Origin of the sequence: Micromonospora aurantiaca ATCC 27029, assembly GCF_000145235.1 — a bacterium.
GTDB lineage: Bacteria > Actinomycetota > Actinomycetes > Mycobacteriales > Micromonosporaceae > Micromonospora > Micromonospora aurantiaca.
Genome location: NC_014391.1, coordinates 1,020,361 through 1,044,753, shown reverse-complemented (window position 1 = coordinate 1,044,753; position 24,393 = coordinate 1,020,361). Strand labels below are relative to the sequence as shown.

Sequence of the window (24,393 nt, the reverse complement as noted above, 5' to 3'; positions counted from 1 at the left end):
CCTTCGGCCCGATAGATTCGGCTGGTCGGGAGACTGGGCACCGGGCCGGCTCCGGCATCCGCGTGCGGAACGGAGGCAGCCGGCGATGGCGACGGTGCGGGAGGCGACCTACGACCTGCTGCGCGCGCTCGGCCTGACCACCGTCTTCGGCAACCCCGGCTCGACCGAGGAGCCGTTCCTCCAGCACTTCCCGGACGACTTCCACTACGTGCACGCGCTCCAGGAGGCGTCGGCGGTCGCGATGGCCGACGGCTACGCCCAGGGCACCGGCCGGCCCGCGCACGTCAACCTGCACACCGCGCCGGGCACCGGCAACGGCATGGGCAACCTGGTCACCGCCTGGCACAACCGGACCCCGCTGATCGTCAGCGCCGGCCAGCAGACCCGCGAGATGCTGCTGATCGAGCCACGCCTGGCCAGCCCCCGGGCGGTCGAGCTGGCCCAGCCGTACGTCAAGTGGGCCCACGAGCCGGCCCGCGCGCAGGACATCCCGGCGGCCTTCATGCGGGCGTACGCCTCGGCGGTGCAACCACCCGCCGGGCCGGTCTTCCTCTCCCTGCCGATGGACGACTGGGACCGTCCGGCCGACCCGCCGCCGCAGGTGCGTACCGTCGCCACCCGGATCGCGCCGGACCCGGACCGGCTGCGGAGCTTCGCCGGCGCGCTGGCCGCCGCCCGCGCCCCGGCGCTGGTGCTCGGCGCGGCGGTGGACCGGTCGGACGCCTGGCCGGACGCGGTCGCGCTGGCCGAACACCTGGCCGCCCCGGTCTGGGCCGCCCCGGCGCCGGAGCGCGCCGTGTTCCCGGAGCGCCACCCGCACTTCCGGGGCGTGCTGCCGTACGCGATCGGGCCGCTGTCGGAGGCGCTGCGCGGCCACGACGTGGTGCTGGTGGTGGGCGCGCCGGTGTTCCGCTACTACCCGCACGTGCCGGGCGACTACCTGCCCGGTGACGCGCGGCTGCTGCACGTCACCGACGACCCGGACGAGGCGGCCCGCGCTCCGGTCGGGGAGAGCCTGCTCGGCGACGCCGGGCTGACCATGGCCGCGCTGTGCGAGCTGCTGCCGCCGACCGACCGGGCGGCGCCGTCACCGCGCCCGCAGCCGGCCCTGCCGGAGCCGGCCGACCCGCCGAGCGCCGACACGTTGTTCGCCGCGCTCGCCGCCGCGTGGCCGGCGGACGGGGTGCTGGTGCAGGAGTCGCCGTCCAACCTGGCCGCGCTGCGCCGCCGGCTGCCGATCGAGCGGCCCCGCTCGTACCTGACGATGGCCAGCGGCGGTCTCGGCTTCGGGCTGCCGGCGGCGGTCGGCATGGCGCTCGCCGAACGCGACACCGGGCGTGGCCGCCCGGTCGTCGCGGTGGTCGGCGACGGCTCGTTCCACTACTCGGTCCAGGCTCTGTGGACGGCGGCGCGGCTGCGCCTGCCGCTCGCCGTCGTGGTCCCGGTGAATCAGCAGTACGCGATCCTCAAGGCGTTCGCCGAGCTGAAGCACACGCCTGGTGTGCCGGCGCTGGACCTGCCCGGGCTGGATGTGACGGCGGTGGCGCACGGCTACGGCTGCGCCGGTGAGGTGACCACGCCGGACGGGCTCGGTGCGGCGCTCGCCGCCGCGCTCGGCGCGGACCGGCCGACGGTGCTGCCGGTGCCGATCAGCACCGACGTGCCGCGGATCCTGTGAGCCTCAGCCGGGCCGGACGGTCAGCGGCGCGCCGCTGGCGGCATCCAGCACGGCCCGGCCGCCGAGCGGGGCGGTGAGCGTGACGCTCACCGGCTTCATCACGAGCTGGGCGGTGCAGGGGCCGGTGGGCGTAACGACGGCGCCGCCGATCACCACCACGTCCGGCCGTTCCAGCACCAGCGGGGTGGGCGGGCCGTCGCAGGCGCCGACGCCGAGCAGGTAGTCGATGCGGTCGCCGTCGACCGCCCGCAGCTGCTGCGCGGACACCAGGCCCGCCGGGAGCGGCCGGGCAGGCACCGTGCCGCCGGGGGCCCGGCCGGTCACGCGCGGTGCGACAGCGATCCGCGCCACGGGTACGGCCAGCTCGTCCACTGTGAACAGCCAGGCGGGCACCTCGGCACGCCCTCGGCTGGTCCAGACCGGTGCGGTGCCCAGCCGTACCCCGGTCACGGTGAGCGCCACGCACGCGCCCGGCGCCGAGGTCGACACCGGGTCGTTCGGGCCGGGCCGCCCGGTCGGTGCCGGGTCCGGTGCGGCCGGGCGCCCGTCGCAGGGCGGCGGGTCGCCCTGGTGGAGTTCGGCGTACGCGTCGGCGGCGCTCACCAGCGGCACCCGCAGCGTGCCGTCGGGGAACCGGATCGTGCCGTCCTTCGGCACGTCGGCCGGCATCGGGATCTGGTCCCGGTACCAGCCGGCGCCGAACGCCGTCTTCGTCTCCTCGGTGAAGCCCGGGTCGCCGGTGAGCACTGTGGCGTCCTGGAGCGGCACGTACCCGTCGCGCCAGCCCGGCCCGGGCCGCCAGCCCGCCGCCACCTCCTCGGCCCGCTCGGTGAACGCGGGCCGCTGGTCCGGGCCGGCGGGCGGGGCCGTCCCCGGATCGGCGCCGGGCGTGGCGCAGGCGGAGAGGGCCAGCAACGGGATCCCGAGCAGGGCGAGCACGCGACGCATACGGGTTGGACGCCTGCCCGTCCCGACCGGTTCCCCCGGCTCAGTCCTCGCCGCCGAGGTCGGCCTGGTACGCCTCCCAGAGCAGGTCGGCGCCGTGCCGCCGGTGCCGGTCGAGCGCGCGCACCAGGTCGCGGGTGCGGGCCCGCACCTCCGCGGCGGACACCCCGGGCAGGCGTACGGCGTGCTGGAGCGCGGCCAGCGCCGCACTGATCGCGGCGTGCTCGCCGACCAGCAGGCGTACGCCCCGGTCCAGCCGTGGCGCGGCGCGCACCAGGTCGGCGTAGTGCCCACCCACTCCCTCGGTGACGCGGACGTGTTCGGTGAAGCCCCGCCGGACGGGGTCCAGATCGGTGAGAAGTCGCTCCCGCCAGCGCGGCCCGGTGGCCGGTGCCCGCCCGAGGGCGCGCAGGTCACCGACGGCGCTCGGGAGCACGGCGGTCGGCTGCTGGATCGGACTGGTGACCATGGGACACCTCCCGCTGCTGGGTGCGAACCCGTATGGCGATGGTGGACCTGGTTCGAGGGCCTGTCCAGCGGTCGGCGCCGCCTCATCTGCCTCTCGGGCCTCACCGGCCCCAGCCGCCCCGCAGGCCCCAGAGACGGCGGCCCCAGAGACGACTGTGCGCCCCGGTCCGGGTGGACCGGGGCGCACAGGCCGTGTGGTGGAGGTGCCGGGAATCGAACCCGGGTCCTTCGCCGGTTTGTCAGGGCTTCTCCGAGCGCAGCTCGCTATGCCTCTACTCGGCCCCACCGCTCACGCGAGCAAGTTGGTGTGACGGGCCCAGTCGCTGATTGATCTCGCCGCACGGACCCCGCGACCGGGTCCGATTGGCCAGCCTTCTAGCTGATGCCGGCTAACTGGGTCGAAGGCGCTCCCAGGCCGACAGACTTGCTACTCGCCTCAGGCGGCGAGAGCGAAGTCAGCGCGATTGTTCTTGGCGCTTATTGGTTTCCGACGACCGATTCTCGAGACGACGTCGGCTTCCTCGGCTCGCTTCCCCTGTCGCTGCGTACGAAGTCGAAACCAGTCACCCCCTCGAAGCGCTGCCCCTGTCGGCAGCACACCAAGCCTAACGCCTGGCGCAACCGGTTTCATCCCGAGGCCCGCTCGACGCGGGCTACCGGACGAACCGGACGTATCACTCAGCCATGCCCTTGCCGCGCCGGCCCACCGCCCGGGCGATCTCCCGGTCGGCGTCCCGCTTGGCGAGGTCCTGGCGCTTGTCGTACGACTTCTTACCCCGCGCCAGGCCGATCTCCACCTTGGCCCAGCCGTCGGAGAAGTAGACCTGCAACGGCACCAGCGTCAGGCCGCTCTCCTTGAGCTTGCCCAGCAGCCGATCGATCTCCAGCCGGTTCAGCAGCAGCTTCCGGGTACGCCGGGGCTCATGATTTGTCCAGGTGCCCTGGGCGTACTCCGGGATGTGCATGGCGTGCAGGTAGATCTCGCCGTCACGCTCCTGGGCGAACGCGTCCACGAGCGACGCCCGCCCGGCCCGCAGCGACTTGACCTCGGTGCCGGTGAGCGCCATGCCCGCCTCGTACGTGTCGAGGATGGCGTAGTCGTGGCGCGCCTTCTTGTTGGAGGCGACCACCTTGCGACCCTTTTCCCGTGGCATCGGCGCCACCCCCTTCCTGATCGACTCACCGGCCACCGGCCGGCGAGCGGAGATCATGCTACCGGAACCACAAGGGCCCTCCCGCGCCGTTTATTCCGGCGCGGAAGGGCCCTCGGTGAGCCGTACGAGGTGACTAGACCCGCAGGTAGAAGCGGAGCGTGACCCAGGCGGTGACCGCGCTGACCACGCCACCGACGGCGGCCATCAGCGGGAAGGTCAGGAAGATCTCGGACCAGGAGATCGGGGTGATGAGGCCCTCCAGGGCCGCCATCGAACTGCCGGCCGACAGCAGCTTCACCCCGACCAACGCGAGCAGGCCCAGGATGGAGCCGAACAGACCGGCCACCACCGCCTCCAGCACGAACGGCGCCTGGATGAACCAGTTCGACGCGCCGACGAGCTTCATGACCGCCACCTCACGCCGCTTGCTGTACGCGGCCACCTGGATGGTGTTCGCGACGAGCAGCAGGGCGGCGATGGCCATCACGGTGGCGATCGCGAGGGCGCCGTTCTGGAACCCGCTGAGCACGCCGAAGACCTTGTCGAGCAGCTTGCTCTGGTCGACGATCGTGTCGATGCCCTCGGTGGCCTTGTACTTGTCGTAGATCGCCTTGTACTGCTCCGGATCGTTCAGCTTCACCCGGTACGACTCGGGAAGCTGGTCCGGCTTGACGGCGCTGACCAGGTCCGGGGCGTCGGCGTACATCTGCTGGAAGCGCTCGTACGCCTGCTCCTTGTTGACGTACGTCGAGTCCTTGACCAGCGGGTCCTGGCCGAGCTGCTGGCCCAGCGCGTCGACCTGTTCCTTGGTGGCATCGGTCTTCAGGAAGATCGAGACCTCGACGTTCTCGTAGTAGAGGTCCTTCATGTCGCCGACCTTCTGGTAGAGAAGGCCGCTGCCGCCCAGCATGAACAGCGACACCGCCATAGTGATGATCATGGCGATGGTCATGGTGACGTTGCGCCACAGCCCGACCAGTACTTCGGACAGGACGTACTTCATCCGCATCGGGATATCCTCCGGCTCTCCGGCGTGAGGTTTCGTCGTCAGGGTCTACGGAACGTCGGCCGGCTCAGCCGTAGACGCCCCGGGCCTGGTCGCGCACGATGCGGCCGCTCTCGATCTCGATGACCCGGCGCCGCATCTGGTTCACGATGTTGGAGTCGTGCGTGACCATCACGACGGTCGTACCGGTGCGGTTGATCCGGTCCAGCAGGCGCATGATCTCGATCGAGGTGTCCGGGTCCAGGTTTCCGGTCGGCTCGTCGGCCAGCAGGATCAGCGGCCGGTTGACGAACGCCCGGGCCACCGCGACACGCTGCTGCTCACCACCGGACAGCTCGTGCGGGTAGCGGTGCTCCTTGCCGCCGAGACCGACCAGCTCCAGCACCTCCGGCACGACCCGGCGGGCGACCGCCTTCGTCTTACCGATCACCTCCAGCGCGAACGCCACGTTCTCGTACGCGGTGCGGTTCGGCAGCAACCGGAAGTCCTGGAAGACGCAGCCGATGGAACGCCGGAAGTGGGGTCGCTTCCAGGAACGCATCGACGTGACGTCCTTGCCGTTGACGACGACCCGGCCCTTGTTGGGCGTGACCTCGTGCAGCAGCAACTTGATGATGGTGGACTTGCCGGAGCCGGATGGACCGATGAAGAAGACGAACTCGCCCTTCTCGATCGAGACGGACACGTTGTCGAGCGAAGGCCGGGACGCCTTCGGGTACGTCTTCGTCACTTGCTCAAGCTGAATCACGGGTCGGTAGTCTACGCGGTGTAACCGCAGAGCCAAGCCCCACGCCCCGCCGAAGCGGTGCGCGTCATCGATTTACCCGGTCAGACCGAGATCGATGACGCGCTGCGTCCAACCGTGATCACGCACTGTCAGCGCTGAGCTGCTGCTGCTTCCGCCAGCGGATTCCCGCCTCGATGAAGCTGTCCAGGTCACCGTCGAAGACCGAGGACGGATTGCCCGTCTCCTGCTCGGTACGCAGATCCTTCACCATCTGATACGGGTGCAGGACGTACGAGCGCATCTGGTCGCCCCAGGAGCTGGTGCTGCCGGTCTTCAGGCCGGCCAGCTTCTCCTCCTCCTCCTGCCGCTTGCGCTCCAGCAGCCGGGCCTGGAGCACCCGCATCGCGGACGCCTTGTTCTGGAGCTGGGACTTCTCGTTCTGGCAGGTCACCACGATGCCGGTGGGGATGTGGGTCAGCCGCACCGCCGAGTCGGTGGTGTTGACGCTCTGCCCACCCGGCCCGGACGACCGGTAGACGTCCACCCGGACCTCGTTCTCCGGGATGTCGATGTGGTCGGTCTGCTCGGTGACCGGCAGCACCTCGACCCCGGCGAAGCTGGTCTGCCGGCGGCCCTGGTTGTCGAACGGGCTGATCCGCACCAGCCGGTGCGTGCCGGACTCCACGCTGAGCGTGCCGTAGGCGTAGGGCACCTTCACCGTGAAGGTGGCCGACTTCAGGCCCGCCTCCTCGGCGTACGAGGTCTCGTAGACCTCGGTCGGGTAGCCGTGCCGCTCGGCCCAGCGCAGGTACATCCGCAGCAGCATCTCGGCGAAGTCGGCGGCGTCCACGCCACCGGCGCCGGCCCGGATCGCGACGAGCGCCTCCCGCGAGTCGTACTCGCCGGAGAGCAGCGTCCGGACCTCCATCTCCTGGATGGCCTTGGTCAGCCCGGTGATCTCCGACTCGACCTCGGTCAGCGCGCCCGGGTCGTCCTCGGCCTGGGCGAGTTCCAGCAGAACCCCGGCGTCGTCGAGCCGGGAGCGCAGGTCACCGAGCTTGGTGATCTCGCCGTTGACGTACGACAGCTGCGACGTCACCTGCTGCGCCTTGGCCTGGTCGTCCCAGAGGTCGGGGGCGGAGGCCTCCTGCTCCAGCCGGGCCTTCTGCTCGCGCAGCTTGTCGAGGTCGAGCACAGCCTCGATGTTGCGCAGCGTGGCGTCGAGGTCCTTGAGCTGTTCGGCGTAATCGGCAGCGGTCACGACAGACAAGACTACTGCCTGGTCGACGCAGGTGGTCAGCCGACGGGCGCGGTCTTCAGCCAGGACAGCGCCGCCTTGTGGTAGGCGACGGCGAACTCCAGCGCGCTGGCGTCGTAGCTGTCGCCTTCCTTCTTGGCGTTCTTGACCTGCTCCCGCACCGCCGCCAGCGCCTCGGTGTGGTACTCGTTCGCCGTCGCGTACAGGTTCTTGAGCTGGCTCGACGAGTGCAGGTCACCGAACGCGATCCGTAGCGCTATCGGGTTACGGATGGTGTCCTTGCCGGGATTCTCCGCCAGCCAGCGGGAGAATGTCCGTTTCCCGGCCGCCGTCAGCGCGTACGGCTGGCTCATCCGCGGCCCGGGCTTGCCGAGACGCACCAGACCCTTCTCGGCCAGGACCGGCAGCTCCCGGTAGACCTGACTGCGGGTCATCGACCAGTACGGCGCCAGCCGGCGCTCAGCGGCGGCCATCAACTGGCCGCCAGTCATCGGGCCGTCGTGCAGCAGACCGAGCAGAGCTGCTGCCGTCGGGTTGACTCCGGATTCCGCCATGCCCTCTAAGCTGCCACTTTGTCGGCTCTGGCGTCCAGGATTTGCTCATTTCGGCACCCGATGACGGGTCCGATGTGCACTGTCGGATGAGGAAGAGGGCCCGCCCCGGCCGGGACGGGCCCTCTCGGAGCGCCTCAGCCCATGTGCGGGTAGACGTGATCGGTCGGCGGGACGAACGTCTCCTTGATCGTCCGCGGCGACATCCAGCGGACCAGGTTGTGCCAGGAGCCCGCCTTGTCGTTGGTGCCGCTGGCCCGGGCTCCGCCGAACGGCTGCTGCCCGACCACCGCGCCGGTCGGCTTGTCGTTGATGTAGAAGTTGCCGGCGGCGTACCGCATCTTCTCCGCCACCTGGTCGACCACCCGGCGGTCGGTCGCGAAGATCGACCCGGTCAGCGCGTACGGCGCGATCGACTCGGCCTGGGTGACCACGTCGTCGAAGCGGGCGTCGTCGAAGACGTGCACGCCGAGGATCGGCCCGAAGTACTCGGTGGTGAACGTCTCGTGCGCGGCGTCGGAGCACTCGAACAGCGTCGGCCGGACGAAGTAGCCGACCGAGTCGTCGGCGGTGCCGCCGGCCAGGATGCGGCAGGAGTCGTCGCCCTTGATCAGCTCCAGCGCGGCGGTGTGCCGGCCGAACGCCTTGTCGTCGATCACCGCGCCGCCGAAGTTGCTGAAGTCGGTCACGTCGCCGTAGGTCAGCGAGTCGGCGGTGGCGGCGAGCCGGTCGCGCAGCCCGCCCTCCCAGATCGATCGCGGGACGTACGCCCGCGAGGCGGCCGAGCACTTCTGGCCCTGGTACTCGTAGGCGCCCCGGATCAGCGCGGTGTGCAGCGCGTCCACGTCGGCGCTGGGGTGCGCGACGACGAAGTCCTTGCCGCCGGTCTCGCCGACCAGCCGGGGGTAGCCCCGGTAGCGGGCGATGTTGTCGCCGACGGTCTTCCACAGGTGCTGGAACACCTTGGTCGAGCCGGTGAAGTGGATACCTGCGAGGTCCGGGTCGGCCAGCGCCACCTCGGAGACCTCCTCACCGCGCCCGGTGACCATGTTGATCACACCGGGCGGTAGGCCGGCGGCCTCGAACAGGCGCATGGTGAAATGCGCCGCGAACTGCTGCGTCGGGGACGGCTTCCAGACCACAGTGTTGCCGAGCATGGCCGGCGCGGACGGCAGGTTGCCGGCGATCGCGGTGAAGTTGAACGGGGTGATCGCGTAGACGAACCCCTCCAGCGGCCGGTGGTCGAGGCGGTTCCAGACCCCGGGCGAGGACAGCGGCTGCTCGGCCAGGAGCCGCCGGGCGAAGTGCACGTTGAACCGGAGGAAGTCGATCAGCTCGCACGCCGCGTCGATCTCGGCCTGGACGGCGGTCTTGGACTGGCCGAGCATGGTGGCCGCGTTGAGCGTGTCCCGCCAGGGGCCGGCGAGCAGGTCGGCGGCGCGCAGGAAGATCGCGGCCCGCTCCTCGAACGGCAGCGCCCGCCACATCGGAGCGGCGTCCTTGGCGGCCCGGACCGCGGCGCGGGCGTCGTCGTGGGTGGCGTGCCCGGTGACGCCGAGGACGTGCGCGTGCTTGTGCGGCTGCACCACGTCGATCGACGCGCCGCCGGCCATCCGGCGCTCGCCCGCGATCGTCATCGGCAGCTCGATCCGCTCGGCGGCCAGTTCGGCCAGCCGCCGCTGGAGCCGTTCCCGGTCGGCACTGCCGGGCTCGTAGGTGTGTACCGGCTCGTTGAGCGGCTCGGGTACGGAGAACACGGCGTCCATCACAGGCTCCTGGCGATCTCGACGGCGACGGCGAAACCGGACCCGCTGGCGCCGGCCGGCGGCCGGACGCCGGACACCGCGGGGTCAGCGGCGGCGGGACCTGGCCCGATTCTGTCACGAGACGCCCCCGCGGGCCGCGCCTCCCCGCCACACCGGACAGCCGGATCATCTCGGGACCGTCGGCTCAACCCACTCACATCCGACGAAACATCGGATCGCAACCCCCGTTCATCGACGATTCGTCGGCACCCGCGCGGACCGCTTGATCGACTCCACCTCGGGGGGACGGCGGCATCCGAGCCCTCGGGATGCCGCCACATCGGCGCACTGCAGTCGATCAAGGCGCGGACGGCACACGGCCCGCCCGGGGAGCGGCGGCACGCCGCGTACGCTGGATGACCGGTGACCTGCCCCGCCCGGCGCGGGAAGATCCGGCGACCGTCGAAGGGAAGACGATGAGCAACCAGCCCGGCAGCTCCACGGCCGCGGAGACGGATCAGCCCGAGGCCGTCGAGCCCACCACGGGCGACGGGACCGCCGTCGAGACGTCCTCCGGCGAGGAAGCAGCCGGGCACGCGGACGAGGGCACTGTCACCGGTGGGCGGCCGGAGTTCGCGCCGGGCGCGATCGTGCTCGCCCTGATCTCGGCCGGGTGGCTGGCCGCCATGCTCTGGTCCACCCGCGAGGCGATCCACTCCACGGCGGCAGGCGTCACCGCGATCAGCCTCTCCGCGTACGCGCTGCCCGGCGTCATCACCGCGGCGCTGGTCACCGGCGCCACGGTGGCCCTGCTCGCGACCAACCGGCTGGGCCGCGCCACGCTGCGCTTCCTGGCCGCCGTCGGCACCGGCCTCCTGGTCGGGCTCGTCACCGCGGTGGCGATCAACCTGACGTACGCGGACAACGCCACCACGAACACGATCGCCGGTACCGCGGCGGCGGCAGCGATCATCGGCGGGGCGATGGCCGGTGCGCGCCAGGCCCGGGTGGTGGGGGCGGTCACCCTCGCCACGCTCACCGCGCAGATCTTCGTGGTGCTGTTCAGCCGCGCCCGCGACCCGCTCTCCGACCTGTTCGGCGCCGGGGAGACCCAGCAGTCGGTGCTCGACGCCGCGAAGTGGGTCTCGCGTACCGAGTCGCTGCTCGCCGGGCTGCTCGCCGGCCTGGCCGCGTACCTCTATCTCACCTGGTCCCGGCGCCGGGCGGAGCGCCGCGACGGCGCCGCGTCGCCGCTGCGCTGGCCGGCCTACCTGGTCGCCGGGGCGGGCGCGGGCCTGCTCCTGCTGCTCACCGAGGTGATCATCCGGATCGGCGGCCGTGGGCTGCTCGACCTGGCCGCGGCGCTCAGCGAGGCCGACGAGGTGGCGCAGACCGCGCTGGGCACCTCGCGGGTGGACAACGGGATCTGGGTGCTCTTCGTGGGCGCGCTGACCACGCTCATCGTCTTCGGGCGCACGCTCGGGCCGCGCCCGGTGGACGACGACGAGGACGAGCCCGCGGCCTGAACCGCGCGCCGTCAGCCCGCTTCGCGCAGCAGCAGGTCCAGCTCGGTCACGTCGTACCACTCCAGTTCGTGGTCCTCGGCGCCGTCGACTGTGAACTGGGCGTCCGGGTCACCGGCCTGGGCCTCCACCACCACGTCGACGGCGGCGGCCACGTCCTCGACCGCGTCCGCGCCGTCCACGTGCAGCGCGGCGACCGACTTCACGGGTACCGGTCCGACCGGCCGGACCACGCTCGACCCCAGCTCGCCGCCGACCCGCTCGACCGCACGGGCCGGCAGGTCGGCCGAGACCACCACCCGTCGCCGGGGCGCGGCGGGGTCGTGCCGGAGCAGGAGCAACGCGTCCTGGGCGGCCCGGGTGAAGGCCACGTACTCCAGCTCCTCCTCGTCACCCTCGGCGTACCACTCGCGCAGCTCCGGGGTCACCGCGTGCGCCGCCTCGGCGCTCAGCCCCTCCTCGCGCAGCCGGGCGAGCATGGGAACGGTCGCCGGCAGGTACACCCGGACAAGCTCGTCGGTCACCGGTCACTCCCACACTCAGGCCGATCGTCGGCGGACGCCGACTCCGGGCGCCGATCATGCCGTACGCCGAGACCGTCATACACCCGGCACCCGCGCGGGTGAAGTCTCCCGCCGGTGTGTCTCCCCAACGGGCGCGCGGCGATGTCACCAGGTAGTGGCAAACTGAAGCAAACGCAATCAACCCCGGGAGTCACACCGTGGAGTCGAGGTTCCTGCTGCTGTCCGACGTCGCCGCCGAGCTGAACGTCTCGGACTCGCAGGTCTACCACATGGTCCGCAGCGGCGAACTGCCCGCGATCAAGATCGGTGGCCGGGGCCAGTGGCGGGTCGAGCGCACCCGGCTGGAGGAATACATCGAGCGCAAGTACGCCGAGACCGCCGAATGGGTACGCGGCAACCCGCTCGGCGAGCGCGACGAGGAGTGACCGCCCGGGGACCGTGGGCCATTGACGGCGATCGTCCACGTCCGGGAAGATGAGATCCTGTCGGAGGCAAACGAAGGCAAACGCAAGGATTCGAGATGGTCGACACCCGCCGTCCCCGCGCACCCCGCCCGCCGGTCCGTCTCCGGCCCGCCCCGCCGCTCGACCCGCCGTGCACCGACGAGGAACCGCTCTGGAGTCCCGTCGGTCAGCTCACGCTCGACCTGGCCGACCCACGCCGCCGTGCCGCCACACGCCCCGCCGGTCGAGCACCGGACCCGGCGACCGCCTGGCCCCGCTGGTCCGGGGCGCAGGCGTCAGCCCTCGCCTCCGCCACACCCGAGGGAGCGCGAGCCGCGCACCTGTTCGTGCGCACCTTCCTGGAGATCGTCAACGGCTTCCGCCCACCCGGTCAGCTCCGGCCGCTCTGCCTGCCCGAGTCGGCCGGCCCGGTGGCAGCCGAGCTGACCCGCGCGGCCCGCCGGGTGACACCGGTCCGCCGCCGTACCGCCCGGCCGGCGCTGCTGCTGCGGCGCCTGCGCGTGTGCGAACCGCGCGCGGGTGCGGTCGAGGCCACCGCCGTGTTCGCGGGCGCCGGCGGCGCGAGCTGGGCGGTGGCGATACGCCTGGAACGCCGTCGAGGCACCTGGCTGTGCCAGGTCCTGGACGTCCTTTGAGCCCGGCCATCGCCTCCCCGACCTGGCCCGACGCGCGCGGCCACCCGGGCCGATCGGTGTGCGGACGCCCGGCACCCGGAGCGATCTTGGTACCAAACGGCCCTCATAGGGGCCCTTTCCTACCAAGATCTCCACCGCTCCCACCAAGCGGAACGCCAATCTCGCTCAACGGGAGGTTCGCCGCAACAACCAGCCAAACGAGGATCTCCACCCCACCCCACCCCACCCCACCAAACCCCCGCGATCTTGCACTTTCGTACCCCCGATTCCGGCATGAATCGGTCACAACAGGGGCCGCAATTGCAAGATCGACCGAGTGAGGGCGCGAGGGAGGACGGGGGGGACGGCGACGGGCCCCGGCCTTGGTGGCCGGGGCCCGTCGTGGGTGTTCGGGGTCAGTTGCCGCCGTTGGGCGAGCCGTGGCAGCGCTTGTACTTGCGGCCGGAGCCACACGGGCAGGGCGCGTTACGGGACGGGCCCTCGCCACCGTCGACCTGGCCGGGCGCGGCCCGCCGGGCGGTGCTGGCGGCCACAGCCTGGCCGCTCGCCCCGGCCGGCGCACGGCGCGGCGTGGTGGCGGCCGGGCGCTCCGAGGACTGCTGGCCGATGCCGAGCGCCGGCGCCTGCTGCTCCGGCCGCTCGATCACCGGGGCACCCCGGCCGGCCTCGCCGTCCACGGCGGGCGCGGAGTATTGCAGGCCCTGCTGCTGCGGCGCGCGGTTGAGACCCTTGGCCCGGATCTCCACCGGCTTCTCCAGCAGCTGCACCTCCTCGGCCTCCGGCTCCGCCTCCTCGACCTGGACGTCCAGGTTGTAGAGGAAGCCGACCGTCTCCTCCTTGATGCCGTCCATCATGGAGGCGAACATGTCGAAGCCCTCGCGCTGGTACTCGATGACCGGGTCGCGCTGGGCGTACGCCCGCAGGCTGATGCCCTCCTGGAGGTAGTCCATCTCGTAGAGGTGCTCGCGCCACTTACGGTCGATCACCTGGAGTAGGACCATGCGCTCGAGCTGACGCACCGCCTCCTCGCCGAGGCTCTCCTCACGCCTGTCGTACGCGGCGTGCGCGTCCTCCTTCAGGCGGGCGAGCAGGAAGTCCTGGTCGATGCCCGAGCGGGAACCGACCTCCTCTTCCAGCTCCTCGACGGTGATCCCCACCGGGTAGAGCTGCTTCAGGCTCGACCAGAGCTGGTCGAGGTCCCAGTCCTCGGCGTAGCCGTCGCTCGTCGCGCCGACCACGTACGCGGTCACCACGTCGTCGATCATGTTGCGGACCTGGTCGGACAGGTCCTCGCCGTTGAGCACCCGGAGGCGCTCGGCGTAGATCACCTGGCGCTGCTTGTTCAGCACCTCGTCGTACTTGAGGACGTTCTTGCGGATCTCGGCGTTCTGGCCCTCGATCTGGGCCTGGGCGCTCCTGATCTGGCGGGTGACCATCTTCGACTCGATGGGCACGTCCTCCGGGATGTTGAAGCGGTCCATCACGGCCTCGACCGCGCCGGCCCGGAAGCGCTTCATCAGCTCGTCCTGGAGCGACAGGTAGAAGCGGGACTCGCCCGGGTCACCCTGCCGGCCGGCGCGACCGCGCAGCTGGTTGTCGATCCGGCGGGACTCGTGCCGCTCGGTGCCCAGCACGTAGAGCCCACCGGCGGCGGCGACCTCCTCCGCCTCGACGTCGCACGCCTGCTTCCAGGTCGGGAGGATCTCCTCCATCGCCTTGGCGTACTCCTCCGGCTGCTCGACCGGGTCGAGCCCGCGCTGGCGCAGCTCGTTCGCGGCGAGGAACTCGGGGTTGCCGCCGAGCAGGATGTCCGTACCGCGGCCGGCCATGTTGGTGGCGACGGTGACCGCGCCCTTGCGCCCGGCCTGCGCGACGATCTCCGCCTCCTTGGCGTGGAACTTCGCGTTCAGCACCGAGTGCGGGATGCCGCGGCGGCGCAGCATGTGCGACAGGATCTCGGAGTTCTCCACCGAGACGGTGCCGACCAGCACCGGCTGGCCCTGCACGTGCCGCTCGGCGATGTCCTCGACGACGGCGTTGAACTTGGCCTTCTCGGTCTTGTAGATGACGTCGGGCCGGTCGAGCCGGACCATCGGCCGGTGCGTCGGGATGGTCACGACGCCGACCTTGTAGACCTTGTTGAACTCGCCCGCCTCGGTCTGGGCGGTACCGGTCATGCCGGAGAGCTTCTCGTAGAGGCGGAAGTAGTTCTGGAGGGTGATGGTGGCGAGCGTCTGGTTCTCCTGCTTGATCTCCACCCCCTCCTTGGCCTCGATCGCCTGGTGCATGCCTTCGTTGTAGCGGCGGCCGTGCAGGATGCGGCCGGTGAACTCGTCGACGATCAGGACCTCACCGTCGTTGACGATGTAGTCCTTGTCGCGCTTGTAGAGCTCCTTGGCCTTGATCGCGTTGTTCAGGTAGCCGACCAGCGGGGTGTTCACCGACTCGTACAGGTTGTCGATGCCCAGGCGGTCCTCCACCTTGGCCACGCCGCGCTCGGTGATCGCGATGGTGCGCTTGGCGTAGTCGACCTCGTAGTCGCCCTCGCCGTCGGTGCCGGGCTGGAGCCGGGCCACCACGGCGGCGAACTCCTGGTACCACCGGGCGGAGTGCTCGGCCGGACCGGAGATGATCAGCGGGGTACGCGCCTCGTCGATCAGGATCGAGTCGACCTCGTCGACCACGGCGAAGAAGTGGCCGCGCTGGACCAGCTCGTCCTTCGACCAGGCCATGTTGTCGCGCAGGTAGTCGAAGCCGAACTCGTTGTTGGTGCCGTAGGTGATGTCGCACTCGTAGGCCGCGCGGTGCTCGCTGGCGGGCCGGTTGGGCAGCACCACGCCGACCTGCAGGCCGAGGAACTCGTGGACGCGGCCCATCCAGGCGGCGTCGCGCTCGGCCAGGTAGTCGTTCACCGTGATCACGTGCACGCCCTTGCCGGCGAGCGCGTTCAGGTAGACCGGCATGACCGAGGTGAGCGTCTTGCCCTCACCGGTCTTCATCTCGGCGATGTTGCCGAAGTGCAGCGCCGCGCCACCCATCACCTGGACGTCGTAGGGGCGCTGGCCGAGCACCCGCGAGGCGGCTTCCCGGCACACCGCGAACGCCTCGGGCAGCAGGTCGTCGAGGGTCTCGCCATCCTCGAGCCGCTCCTTGAACTGGTCGGTCATGGCGCGCAGCTCGTCGTCGCTGAGGTTGACGTAGTCGTCCTCGATCGAGTTGACGGCGGCAGCGATGGCCTTCAGCCGACGCACCATGCGGCCCTCGCCGGCGCGAAGGAACTTTTCCAGAATCGACACGGATCAACGCTCCCCTAGACGGTCTCGAACCATCGTAGGCGCTCCGACGCGACGATGGTCACTGGTGGCGGCGGTCCGGGCTCCGGAACCCGACATAACGCCGCGACCGTGCGCCACCGGCCGCTAATCGGGTTACGCCGTGCGCGAACGATCCGGCACGATGGCTCGAATGGAGCCTGTGGAGATCATCGAGGACGGCCTGCTGCTGCGCCCGTGGCGCGCGGAGGACGCCGACGCGGTGCACCGTGCCTGCCAGGATCCGGACATCCAGCGCTGGACCACCGTACCTCGCCCGTACCTTCCGGAGCACGCGAGCGAGTACGTCACCACGATCAGCGCCACCGCCTGGGCCGAGGGCACCGGTGCGCTCTTCGCGGTCTGCGACGCCGGCACCGGTGAGCTGCTCGCCTCCTTCGGCCTGGTCTCCGTCGACCGCGCGCGGGAGTCGGCCGAGGTGGGCTACTGGACCGCGCCGTGGGCCCGGGGCCGGGGCGTCGCGGTCCGCGCCACCCGCGCGCTCGCCCGCTGGGCGTTCGACGCGCTCAAGCTGCGCCGGCTCACCTGGCAGGCCGAGATCGGCAACCACGCCTCCCGGCTGGTCGCGCTGCGCGCCGGCTTCCGGATCGAGGGTGAGCTGCGGCTTGCCGACCCCAGCCCCGGCGGCCGGCCCGAGGGCTGGATCGGCTCGCTGCTCCCCGGGGAGGTCGCCGCCGCCGGCGACCCGGTCCCCTACGGCCCGGACACGCTCCAGGCCCGCCGCGCGGCGGTCTTCGGCCGGCCGCAGCCGGTCCTGTTCGCCACCGCAGGCGACACCGAACTGCGGCTGCGCGCGCTGGAGGAACGCGACCTGGCCGCGGTGACCCGCACCTGCCAGGACGAGCAGACGATCCGCTGGACCACGGTGCCGCACCCGTACCGGCCGGAGCACGCCGAGGGCTTCCTGCGCGACCTGGTGCGCCCGGCCTGGGCGCGGGGAACGGCAGTGACGTTCGCCGTGGCCGATCCGGACGACCGCTACGTCGCGTCGATCGACCTGCGCCTGCTGCCGAACGACCCGCTGGTGGCCGACGTGGGCTACATGACCGCGCCGCACGCCCGCGGCCGGGGCTACCTGCCGGCCGCGCTCGCCGCGGTGTGCGCCTGGGGTTTCACCACGCTCGGCCTGGCCCGGATCGAGTGGCGGGCGAACGTGGGCAACACCGCCTCGCGGCGGGCCGCCGAGAAGGCCGGGTTCACCGTCGAGGGCACGCTGCGTGGCGGCGTCCAGCACCGCGGCGAGCGGCAGGACGCGTGGATCGGCGGCCTGCTGCCGGGCGACCTGGCATGACGCCGGAGACGATCGAGGGGTACGGCGTACGGCTGCGGCCGTGCCACCTCGCGGACGTGCCCGAGATGGTGGCCGGGTGCGCCGATCCGGAGATCCGCCGGTTCATGCCCTTGCTGCCCGACCCGTACGACTCCGACGCCGCTCGCTGGTGGGTCACCGAGGGCGCGCCCGCGGCGTGGGCGGCGGGCGGTGCGGCGTACACGATCGCCGACCCGGCGAGCGACCGGCTGCTCGGCAGCATCGGGCTGACCCGGCTCAGCGCGGAGCGGGCGACGTACGAGATCGGTTACTGGGTGGGAGCGGCGGCGCGCGGCCGGGGCGTGGCCACCGCCGCCACCCGGCTGCTGACCGAGCAGGCGTTCGCCGCCGGGGCGGCCCGGTTGGAGTTGCTCACCCGCACGGAGAACGTGGCGAGCCAGCGCATCGCGCTCGCCTGCGGTTACCGGCACGAGGGCGTACGCCGGGCGGCGGGCGCGGACGGCGACGGCGTACGCCAGGATCTGATCGCCTGGGTGCGGCTGGCCGACGACCCGCCCGGGCCGCTCGCCCGGTTGCTGCCGGACCTGCCGGACGGCCGGCTCACCGACGGCGTGGTGACGCTGCGCCCGGTGGAGCCGGCGGACACGGACGCGCTGTACCGGCTGCACTCGCTGCCGGAGGTGGTGGCGAACCGGGTGCCGCCGGTGGCGCCGGAGCGGGCGGCGCTCGCGCGCCGCTGCCGGCTGGCGGCGAGCCGCTGGCTCGCCGGCGAGGCCGCCGACCTGGCGATCGTCGACGCGGTCACCGGCGCTGTCGTCGGCGGCTGCGCGCTGTTCTACGACGAGCCGGCCACCGGGCAGGCCATGATCGGCTACAGCCTGCTGCCCGAGGCGCGCGGGCGCGGGCTGGCGGCCCGGACGGTCCAGCTGGTCGCGGGGTGGGCGTTCGGCATCGGGGTGGCCCGGCTGTGGGCCGGCACGCGGCCGGACAACGTCGCCTCGCAGCGGGTGCTGGAACGGGCCGGCTTCCGGCGGGAGGGTCTGTTGCGCGGCCGGCTGCCCGGCCCGGACGGCGCCCGTGTCGACTCGGTGGTCTACGGCCGGCTGGCCACCGACGAGAACTGAGTACGGGCCCCCGCGCGGGGGCCCGTACTCACCGGTCAAGGGGTCACGTGTCGAGCTGGATGATCCCGTAGTCGTACGCGTGCCGCCGGTAGACCACGCTCGGGCGGCCGGACTCCTTGTCCTGGAACAGGTAGAAGTCGTGGCCGACCAGTTCCATCTGGAACAGCGCGTCGTCGACGGTCATCGGTTCGGCGGGGTGGACCTTCGCCCGGGCGATGTGCCACGGCTGGTCGTCGGGTTCGGTGTGGCCGCTCTCGTCGGGGCGTTCCGCGACCGCTATGGCGGTGCCGTGGCCGTCGAGCGCCGCCAGTCCGGGCCCGTCGAGGTCGGCAACCGGCAGGCCGGCGGTCGCGGCGGCCACGGAGATCGGCGCATGCCGTCCGCGGTGTACCCGGCGACGGTCCGCCGCGCGGCGGAATCGCGTGTCCAGCTTGGCGATGGCGGCGTCGAGCGCGCTGTAGAAGTCGTTCGTGCAGGCCTCGGCCCGGATCACCGGGCCGCGCGTCACGCACGTGATCTCCACCCGCTGGCAGGTGTCCGCCTGGCGTGGATTGCGCTCGTGGAACAACTCGACGTCCACGCGAATGAGCTTCTGGTCGTAGCGTTCGATCTTCGCGAGCTTCTCGGCTACGTGCACCCGGTAATGGTCCGGCACTTCGACGTTACGGCCCTTGACCACGATGTCCACGTGACCTCCCTTGTTCGGACGGTCGTTCGGTCCGGATCATCCGGTCGACGCACCCGGGAGGGCCCCGCTCGGCGTCGACCGGTGTTGTTCGGCTACGCCTCCTTCCAGTGCCGGGGGAAGGTTTGACCCTCACTACCCCCGACACCGAAACGCTAACTCCTGTACGGCCAACCGTCACCCCTGGTTGCCGAAGGCGGTCGCGAAATTTAACAGCTCATACACCATGGGGTGAAACGGATACACGAAGCGTCACCGACGGTGCCGCTTTTGCGTTGCGGCGAGCACGGCCGCGGCCTTTGGCGTCATTCCCGCGCGGTGCAACATCCGGCTCACCGCCGCCAGCGTGGCGCCGGTGGTGACGATGTCGTCGAGCAGCACGACCGTCTCCCCCGGCCGGTGGCCGGCCGACGGGCGGCGCAACCGGAACGCCTCCTCGGCCGCGGCGGCCCGCCCGGCGCTGTCCAGCGCCACCGAGTCGGTCCGGGGCAGCGCCCGCAGCGGGCGCAGCACGCGTACCGGCCAGCCGGCCGCGCGTAACCGGGCCGCCGCCGGCCGGACGAGCCGGTCGAGGTGGTCGCCGTAGCGGGCCCGGGCGGCGCGAGCGGTGTCGGGCACCGCCACGAGCGTGACCGGGCCGGGTTGCCCTGCCGCCACCGCGACCACCTCGGCGAGCAGCGCGCCCAACGGCCGGGCCAGCCCGTGCCGGCCCCGTTCCTTGTACGCCAGCAGACCCTCGCGCAGCGCGCCGCCGTACGGGCCGAGCGCGACGCAGGGCGGCAGGCCGGGCGGAGCTGGATCGGGCCGGGCAGGTGCGGGACGCAGCGACTCCAGCTCCCGCACGCAGCCGGGGCAGAAGCCGTGCCGCAGCCGTACCGATCCCGCGCCGCAGCCCGCGCACCCGGCGGGCAGCACCAGGTCGGCCAGGTCCGACCAGAGCCCGCCCAGGTCACGCACGGACGGCTCAGTAGAGGAAGAACGGCGCGGTCGGGTTGGTCGCCCGGCTGCCCGACGGGACGTCGAGCACCTGCTCCCGCTTCACGTAGTCGAACGGGTTGTTCCGCCAGGCCGCGCCGTCCGTCTCGAACATGAACGAGAACGCGGCCAGGCCGCGGTCGCCGCCGCCCGGATAGCCGGCGAGCTGGGTCACCGGGGCGCCGATCTCCACCGCCAGCGGGGTCTCCCAGGCACCGTCGACGCTGAGCTGGTGGATCGCCGAACGCCGGTCCGCCTCGTTGCCGGCGAGCGCCAGCTCGTTCTCCGCCACCCAGTCCACCACTGTCACGCCGGTGAGCAGCGTGGTCACCCGGCGGGGCTGTCCGAGGCTGACCACGCCACCGTCGACGCTCACCGCGGCGACGAAGACCGCGCCGCCGGAGGCCAGCGCGATCCGGTGGCCGTCGAGGGAACCGGCCACAGCCGTCACCGGCCCGGGAACGGACAGCGGGATCTCGCTCATCCTGCCCGCGCCGTCGAACCGGTAGAGCCGGCCGTCCGCCGCCACCAGACCGGCCGGGCGGGCCTTGTTCAGCGACCGCAGCCAGGTGGGACGGCTCATCGCCCGGAACGTACGGTCGCCGGGGCTGAGCATCGCGACCGGTTCCGGACCGGTGCCCACCTTGAGCCGCCTGCGGTTGTCCGACCCAGTCACCACGAGCGCGGCGAGCACCTGGTCGTCGGCGCGGGCGAGCGACGCGGAGACCACGTTGCGGTTCTCCGCGGGCGGCAGCGGAACGGCGGCACGCGACTCGTTGCCGAACGCCAGGGGGCGGACGGCGCCGTCGTAGACGGCGAACCGCATCGGATCGCCGCCGCGTGGATAGGCGGCGGTGGAGACGCGCTCCCGCCGCAGGTCGACGGTGAGCCGCTTCTGGTTCTGGATCTTCAGGTCGACCTGGCCGTCGAGGTCCGACAGCGACCATGCCAGCTGAGTGCCGAGCCGGGTCAGCCGCTGCTCGTTGGCGCCCGGCATGTTCAGGTTTATCTCCCAGTGGCCGTCGGCGCCGGTCGCATTGTTGATCAGCTGGGTGCCGTCGGGCAGCCCGGTCACGCCGGGGGCCAGCCAGTCCGACGGGCGGTCGGCCAGCCACTTCATCACCTCGGTGATCCGGCGCTCGGTCGGCGCCGACGAGGGCAGGTAGCGCTGGTCCGGCACCAGCCGGGTCAGGTCGGTGTTCCAGAAGTAGACGGTGCGGGGACGGTAGTACTCGCGCATCGCCGAGTCGCTGGCCAGCAGCACGTTCGGCAGCTCGGTGATCAGCAGGCCGGTACCGGCCTGCTCGGCCCGGCGCAGCTCGAAGGCGTACTGCGTCTCGCTCGCCACCGGCGGGCCGAGCGTGCCGTCGGCGCGCAGCACGCCCACCTGCTGCACCTTGAGCGTCACGGTGCTGGTGCCCTGGTTGTTGGGCGGCGTGCTCTCCGGCTTCTCCCGCAGCCGCACCACTGTCAGTTCGACCTCGCTGGTCTGCGGCTTGCCGGGAAGCAGGTCGCGGGCCTCCGCGGCGAGGAACTTCCGGGCCCGGGCGTACGCCTGGTCGCGCTCCCCTGCCGCGGCGGCCCGCAGGTAGTTCTCGATGAAGGGCACCGGCTCGCTGCTGTCGGCCGGCTCGGGCGGCCGGGCCGGGCTGCCGTTGAGCGCCCCGGACTCGGCGGCCGGCACCGAGCCGTCCACCTGCACGTCCGTCTGGTCCGGGATGCCGCACCCGGCGAGCGCGGCCGGCAGCAGCGCGCCGGTCAGCAGCAGGGCCAGGACGCGGCGGTTCACGGCCGCGCCTCCGCGTGGTCGCTTCCGCCGGCCGGTCCGGCGGTCAGCGCCGCGACGCCGCCGCCGGGCCCGACGGCGGGCAGCCCGCCGTCGCGGGGGCCGCCGAACGGCACCGTGGCGTCGGCCGGCACCAGCCGCAGCGGGGAGGTGGTGAGCCGGTCCCCGGCCCGGGCCGGCAGGGTGAGGCGGAACTGCGCGCCCTGCCCCGGCGCGCCCCACGCCTCCAGCCAGCCGCCGTGCAGGCGGGCGTCCTCCAGGCTGATCGACAGGCCCAGCCCGGTGCCGCCGGTCTGCCGGGCGCGCGACGGGTCGGCCCGCCAGAAGCGGTTGAACACCAGCTTCTCCTCCCCCGGCTTGAGGCCGACCCCGTGGTCCCGCACGGTGATCGCCACCGCGCTCTGGTCCTGGCCCAGGGTGATCCGTACCGGCTTGGCCTCGCCGTGCTCGACCGCGTTGCCGACCAGGTTGCGCAGCACCCGCTCGACGCGGCGCGGGTCGACCTCGGCGATCACCGGAGTGTCCGGCAGGTCCAGCTCGATGGTCACCCCGACCCGCTCGGCCAGCCCGGCCAGCCGCTCGGTCACCCGGTGCACCACCGGCACCAGGTCGGTCGGCTCGCTGTCCAGCACCGCGAAGCCGGCGTCGAACCGGCTGATCTCCAGCAGGTCGGTGAGCAGTTCCTCGAACCGGTCCAGCTCGGCCTGGAGCAGCTCGGCGCTGCGGGCCACCGCCGGGTCGAACTCGTCGCGCTCGGCGAAGATCAGGTCGGCTGCCATCCGTACCGTCGTCAGCGGTGTCCGCAGCTCGTGCGAGACGTCTGAGGTGAACCGGCGTTGCAGCCGGGACATCTCCTCCAGCCGGAGGATCTGCCGTTGCAGGTTCGTCGCCATCTGGTTGAACGAGGCGGCCAGCAGGGCGAGGTCGTCCTCGCCGGAGACCACCATGCGCTGGTCGAGCAGGCCGGCGGAGAGCCGCTGCGCGGTGCGCGCGGCCACCCGTACCGGCGTCACCACCAGGCGGGTGACAAGGGCGGCCAGCAGGCCGAGCAGCAGCACCAGCGCGACGCCGGTGGCGACCACCGTGGCCCGGGCGTCGGCCGCCGTCGCGTCCTGCCGGGCCAGCGGTACGAGGTAGTAGAGCTCGACCTGCCCGAACTTGGTGGGCACCGGGGAGCCGTAGACCAGGTATTTCGTCCGCTCGCCGCCGAGCGAGCCGGTACGGATCTGGTGTGCGACCTTGCCGGAGGCGACTGTGGCCCGCAGCTCGTCGCCGATCACCGCGCCCACCGGCACGTCGGGCGTCGTACGCGGCTCGATGAACTCGGCGAAGTTGTCGGCGGTGATCGCCACCACCACGCCGCTGGTCTGGGTGGGGTCTCCGCCGGCCAGGTAGTTGACGGTGCCGTCGATGGTGTTCTGGAGCTGCGCCTCCTGCGGCTGGCTGTAGAGGTTGAACTGCTTGGCCGCGTACTCGCTGCCGTTGCTCAACCGCAGCCGCACGTCGGTCTCGGCGTTCTCCAGCAGGATGCTCGTGATCTTGTCAGCGATCAGATAGGCGAAACCGCCCACCAGCAGGCTCGACGCCACCAGCGTGATGGTGACCACACGGACCTGGAGCGACCGCCGCCACGCCTGGTGCACCGCGGCCACCAGCCGGGCGACCCGGCCGGTCAGGGCGAGCCAGATCGCCCGCACGGCGTGGAGCCGGCGGGGCGCGGCGGTCGGCGGGTCGGGCATCGGGGTGGTCACCACAGTGCTGACCAGGCTATCCGGTACCCGCCTTGTAGCCCACGCCCCGCACGGTGAGGATGATTTCGGGTCGCTCCGGATCCGGCTCGATCTTGGCGCGCAGCCGCTGGACGTGCACGTTGACCAGGCGGGTGTCCGCCGCGTGGCGGTAGCCCCAGACCTGCTCCAGCAGCACCTCGCGGGTGAAGACCTGACGCGGCTTGCGGGCGAGCGCGACCAGCAGGTCGAACTCCAGCGGCGTCAGCTTCACCTCCTCGCCGTCGCGGCTGACCGTGTGGGCCGGCACGTCGATGGTGATCTGGTTGCCGGGCGGGCCGATGGTCAGCATCTCCGGCGCCACGTCCTCGCCGCGGCGCAGCCGGGCCCGCATCCGGGCCACCAGCTCCTTGGGCTTGAACGGCTTGACCACGTAGTCGTCGGCGCCGGACTCCAGCCCGAGCACCACGTCGACTGTGTCGCTCTTGGCGGTCAGCATCACGATCGGCACGCCGGACTCGCCCCGGATGGCGCGGGCCACGTCGATGCCGCTCATGCCCGGCAGCATCAGGTCGAGCAGGACGATGTCGGGTCGGTTGTCGCGGAACGCGGCCAGCGCCCGTTCGCCGTCCGCGACGAAGGACGGCACGAAGCCCTCGCTGCGCAGCACGATGCCGAGCATCTCGGCGAGGGCGGGGTCGTCGTCGACCACGAGTACCCGGGCTCTCATGGGGTTTATCGTTCCATCCCCGTTCGTCTGGAGTGTTCGGCGTCTCCACGAGACCGTAGCGCCGAGCGGCCCCGCGCACCACAGCA

At 72.0% G+C, this 24,393-nt stretch carries 21 protein-coding genes and 1 other RNA gene; 6 read left to right on the top strand and 16 right to left on the bottom strand.

What is annotated here, in order from left to right; genetic code table 11:
- The first annotated feature begins 85 nt into the window (after window positions 1–85).
- The gene (gene mdlC, locus MICAU_RS05135; protein WP_013284230.1) at window positions 86–1,678 is read left to right on the top strand and encodes a benzoylformate decarboxylase; all 1,593 of its coding nucleotides are present in this window, start codon (window positions 86–88) and stop codon (window positions 1,676–1,678) included.
- 3 nt (window positions 1,679–1,681) lie between these two features.
- Here the strand turns inward: mdlC and MICAU_RS05130 are convergent, their stop codons facing one another.
- The 9 genes from MICAU_RS05130 to pruA form a co-directional block, all read right to left on the bottom strand.
- The gene (locus tag MICAU_RS05130) at window positions 1,682–2,626 is read right to left on the bottom strand and encodes a hypothetical protein (RefSeq protein ID WP_013284229.1); all 945 of its coding nucleotides are present in this window, start codon (window positions 2,624–2,626) and stop codon (window positions 1,682–1,684) included.
- A gap of 40 nt (window positions 2,627–2,666) precedes the next feature.
- On the bottom strand, window positions 2,667–3,092 hold the full coding sequence (locus MICAU_RS05125) for a hypothetical protein (protein WP_013284228.1): 426 nt from the start codon (window positions 3,090–3,092) through the stop codon (window positions 2,667–2,669).
- A 194-nt stretch (window positions 3,093–3,286) separates the two neighbouring features.
- Window positions 3,287–3,662, bottom strand: a transfer-messenger RNA (tmRNA) gene (gene ssrA / locus MICAU_RS31700).
- A gap of 103 nt (window positions 3,663–3,765) precedes the next feature.
- Complete coding sequence (smpB, locus tag MICAU_RS05120) at window positions 3,766–4,245, bottom strand: SsrA-binding protein SmpB (protein WP_013284227.1); 480 nt, start codon at window positions 4,243–4,245, stop codon at window positions 3,766–3,768.
- A gap of 133 nt (window positions 4,246–4,378) precedes the next feature.
- Window positions 4,379–5,254: a permease-like cell division protein FtsX gene (ftsX, locus tag MICAU_RS05115; RefSeq protein ID WP_013284226.1), complete on the bottom strand. Its 876-nt coding sequence runs from the start codon at window positions 5,252–5,254 to the stop codon at window positions 4,379–4,381.
- 64 nt (window positions 5,255–5,318) lie between these two features.
- Window positions 5,319–5,999, bottom strand: a complete 681-nt coding sequence (gene ftsE, locus MICAU_RS05110; protein WP_013284225.1) for a cell division ATP-binding protein FtsE — start codon at window positions 5,997–5,999, stop codon at window positions 5,319–5,321.
- Between the two features lie 118 nt (window positions 6,000–6,117).
- Complete coding sequence (gene prfB / locus MICAU_RS05105; protein WP_013284224.1) at window positions 6,118–7,239, bottom strand: peptide chain release factor 2; 1,122 nt, start codon at window positions 7,237–7,239, stop codon at window positions 6,118–6,120.
- 35 nt (window positions 7,240–7,274) lie between these two features.
- The gene (locus MICAU_RS05100) at window positions 7,275–7,790 is read right to left on the bottom strand and encodes a PadR family transcriptional regulator (protein WP_013284223.1); all 516 of its coding nucleotides are present in this window, start codon (window positions 7,788–7,790) and stop codon (window positions 7,275–7,277) included.
- A 134-nt stretch (window positions 7,791–7,924) separates the two neighbouring features.
- Window positions 7,925–9,553 carry an L-glutamate gamma-semialdehyde dehydrogenase gene (gene pruA, locus MICAU_RS05095; protein WP_013284222.1) on the bottom strand — a complete coding sequence of 543 codons (1,629 nt, stop codon included), beginning with the start codon at window positions 9,551–9,553 and terminating at the stop codon, window positions 7,925–7,927.
- A 455-nt stretch (window positions 9,554–10,008) separates the two neighbouring features.
- Between pruA and MICAU_RS05090 the strand changes: the two genes are divergently transcribed.
- Complete coding sequence (locus MICAU_RS05090) at window positions 10,009–11,058, top strand: hypothetical protein (protein ID WP_013284221.1); 1,050 nt, start codon at window positions 10,009–10,011, stop codon at window positions 11,056–11,058.
- A gap of 11 nt (window positions 11,059–11,069) precedes the next feature.
- Here MICAU_RS05090 and MICAU_RS05085 read toward each other — a convergent pair whose 3' ends face one another.
- A complete protein-coding gene (locus tag MICAU_RS05085) occupies window positions 11,070–11,579 on the bottom strand; it encodes a DUF6912 family protein (protein ID WP_013284220.1) in 510 nt (169 codons plus the stop codon).
- A gap of 197 nt (window positions 11,580–11,776) precedes the next feature.
- On the opposite strand from MICAU_RS05085, the gene MICAU_RS05080 reads away from it, so the two are divergent.
- The gene (locus MICAU_RS05080; RefSeq protein ID WP_013284219.1) at window positions 11,777–12,004 is read left to right on the top strand and encodes a helix-turn-helix domain-containing protein; all 228 of its coding nucleotides are present in this window, start codon (window positions 11,777–11,779) and stop codon (window positions 12,002–12,004) included.
- 95 nt (window positions 12,005–12,099) lie between these two features.
- Window positions 12,100–12,678, top strand: coding sequence for an Rv3235 family protein (locus MICAU_RS05075; RefSeq protein WP_013284218.1), 579 nt, complete (start codon window positions 12,100–12,102; stop codon window positions 12,676–12,678).
- Window positions 12,679–13,073: 395 nt separating this feature from the next.
- Here MICAU_RS05075 and secA read toward each other — a convergent pair whose 3' ends face one another.
- The gene (gene secA, locus MICAU_RS05070) at window positions 13,074–15,974 is read right to left on the bottom strand and encodes a preprotein translocase subunit SecA (RefSeq protein WP_013284217.1); all 2,901 of its coding nucleotides are present in this window, start codon (window positions 15,972–15,974) and stop codon (window positions 13,074–13,076) included.
- Between the two features lie 169 nt (window positions 15,975–16,143).
- Between secA and MICAU_RS05065 the strand changes: the two genes are divergently transcribed.
- A complete protein-coding gene (locus MICAU_RS05065) occupies window positions 16,144–17,301 on the top strand; it encodes a GNAT family N-acetyltransferase (RefSeq protein WP_013284216.1) in 1,158 nt (385 codons plus the stop codon).
- Window positions 17,298–18,404, top strand: a complete 1,107-nt coding sequence (locus MICAU_RS05060) for a GNAT family N-acetyltransferase (RefSeq protein WP_013284215.1) — start codon at window positions 17,298–17,300, stop codon at window positions 18,402–18,404. Before MICAU_RS05065 ends, MICAU_RS05060 begins: the two co-directional genes overlap by 4 nt.
- A 43-nt stretch (window positions 18,405–18,447) precedes the next feature.
- Here the strand turns inward: MICAU_RS05060 and hpf are convergent, their stop codons facing one another.
- The 5 genes from hpf to mtrA all read right to left on the bottom strand — a co-directional run bounded on the left by hpf (window position 18,448) and on the right by mtrA (window position 24,307).
- Window positions 18,448–19,092, bottom strand: coding sequence for a ribosome hibernation-promoting factor, HPF/YfiA family (hpf, locus tag MICAU_RS05055; RefSeq protein WP_013284214.1), 645 nt, complete (start codon window positions 19,090–19,092; stop codon window positions 18,448–18,450).
- Window positions 19,093–19,341: 249 nt separating this feature from the next.
- Window positions 19,342–20,046 (bottom strand): ComF family protein, encoded by a 705-nt coding sequence (locus tag MICAU_RS05050; RefSeq protein WP_013284213.1) that lies wholly within the window; start codon window positions 20,044–20,046, stop codon window positions 19,342–19,344.
- Window positions 20,047–20,053: 7 nt separating this feature from the next.
- On the bottom strand, window positions 20,054–21,853 hold the full coding sequence (locus MICAU_RS05045) for an LpqB family beta-propeller domain-containing protein (protein ID WP_013284212.1): 1,800 nt from the start codon (window positions 21,851–21,853) through the stop codon (window positions 20,054–20,056).
- On the bottom strand, window positions 21,850–23,589 hold the full coding sequence (gene mtrB, locus MICAU_RS05040) for an MtrAB system histidine kinase MtrB (protein WP_013284211.1): 1,740 nt from the start codon (window positions 23,587–23,589) through the stop codon (window positions 21,850–21,852). Before mtrB ends, MICAU_RS05045 begins: the two co-directional genes overlap by 4 nt.
- A 28-nt stretch (window positions 23,590–23,617) precedes the next feature.
- On the bottom strand, window positions 23,618–24,307 hold the full coding sequence (gene mtrA / locus MICAU_RS05035; RefSeq protein WP_013284210.1) for an MtrAB system response regulator MtrA: 690 nt from the start codon (window positions 24,305–24,307) through the stop codon (window positions 23,618–23,620).
- Window positions 24,308–24,393 lie beyond the last annotated feature (86 nt).

Excerpts from the sequence above, each read along its gene's own strand:
- ftsX (WP_013284226.1), bottom strand. The coding sequence starts at position 5,254 with ATGCGGATGAAGTACGTCCTGTCCGAAGTACTGGTCGGGCTGTGGCGC.
- mdlC (WP_013284230.1), top strand. The coding sequence starts at position 86 with ATGGCGACGGTGCGGGAGGCGACCTACGACCTGCTGCGCGCGCTCGGC.
- smpB (WP_013284227.1), bottom strand. The coding sequence starts at position 4,245 with ATGCCACGGGAAAAGGGTCGCAAGGTGGTCGCCTCCAACAAGAAGGCG.
- MICAU_RS05075 (WP_013284218.1), top strand. The coding sequence starts at position 12,100 with ATGGTCGACACCCGCCGTCCCCGCGCACCCCGCCCGCCGGTCCGTCTC.
- MICAU_RS05060 (WP_013284215.1), top strand. The coding sequence starts at position 17,298 with ATGACGCCGGAGACGATCGAGGGGTACGGCGTACGGCTGCGGCCGTGC.
- MICAU_RS05125 (WP_013284228.1), bottom strand. The coding sequence starts at position 3,092 with ATGGTCACCAGTCCGATCCAGCAGCCGACCGCCGTGCTCCCGAGCGCC.
- mtrB (WP_013284211.1), bottom strand. The coding sequence starts at position 23,589 with ATGCCCGACCCGCCGACCGCCGCGCCCCGCCGGCTCCACGCCGTGCGG.
- MICAU_RS05065 (WP_013284216.1), top strand. The coding sequence starts at position 16,144 with ATGGAGCCTGTGGAGATCATCGAGGACGGCCTGCTGCTGCGCCCGTGG.
- MICAU_RS05130 (WP_013284229.1), bottom strand. The coding sequence starts at position 2,626 with ATGCGTCGCGTGCTCGCCCTGCTCGGGATCCCGTTGCTGGCCCTCTCC.
- mtrA (WP_013284210.1), bottom strand. The coding sequence starts at position 24,307 with ATGAGAGCCCGGGTACTCGTGGTCGACGACGACCCCGCCCTCGCCGAG.
- pruA (WP_013284222.1), bottom strand. The coding sequence starts at position 9,553 with ATGGACGCCGTGTTCTCCGTACCCGAGCCGCTCAACGAGCCGGTACAC.
- MICAU_RS05090 (WP_013284221.1), top strand. The coding sequence starts at position 10,009 with ATGAGCAACCAGCCCGGCAGCTCCACGGCCGCGGAGACGGATCAGCCC.
- MICAU_RS05100 (WP_013284223.1), bottom strand. The coding sequence starts at position 7,790 with ATGGCGGAATCCGGAGTCAACCCGACGGCAGCAGCTCTGCTCGGTCTG.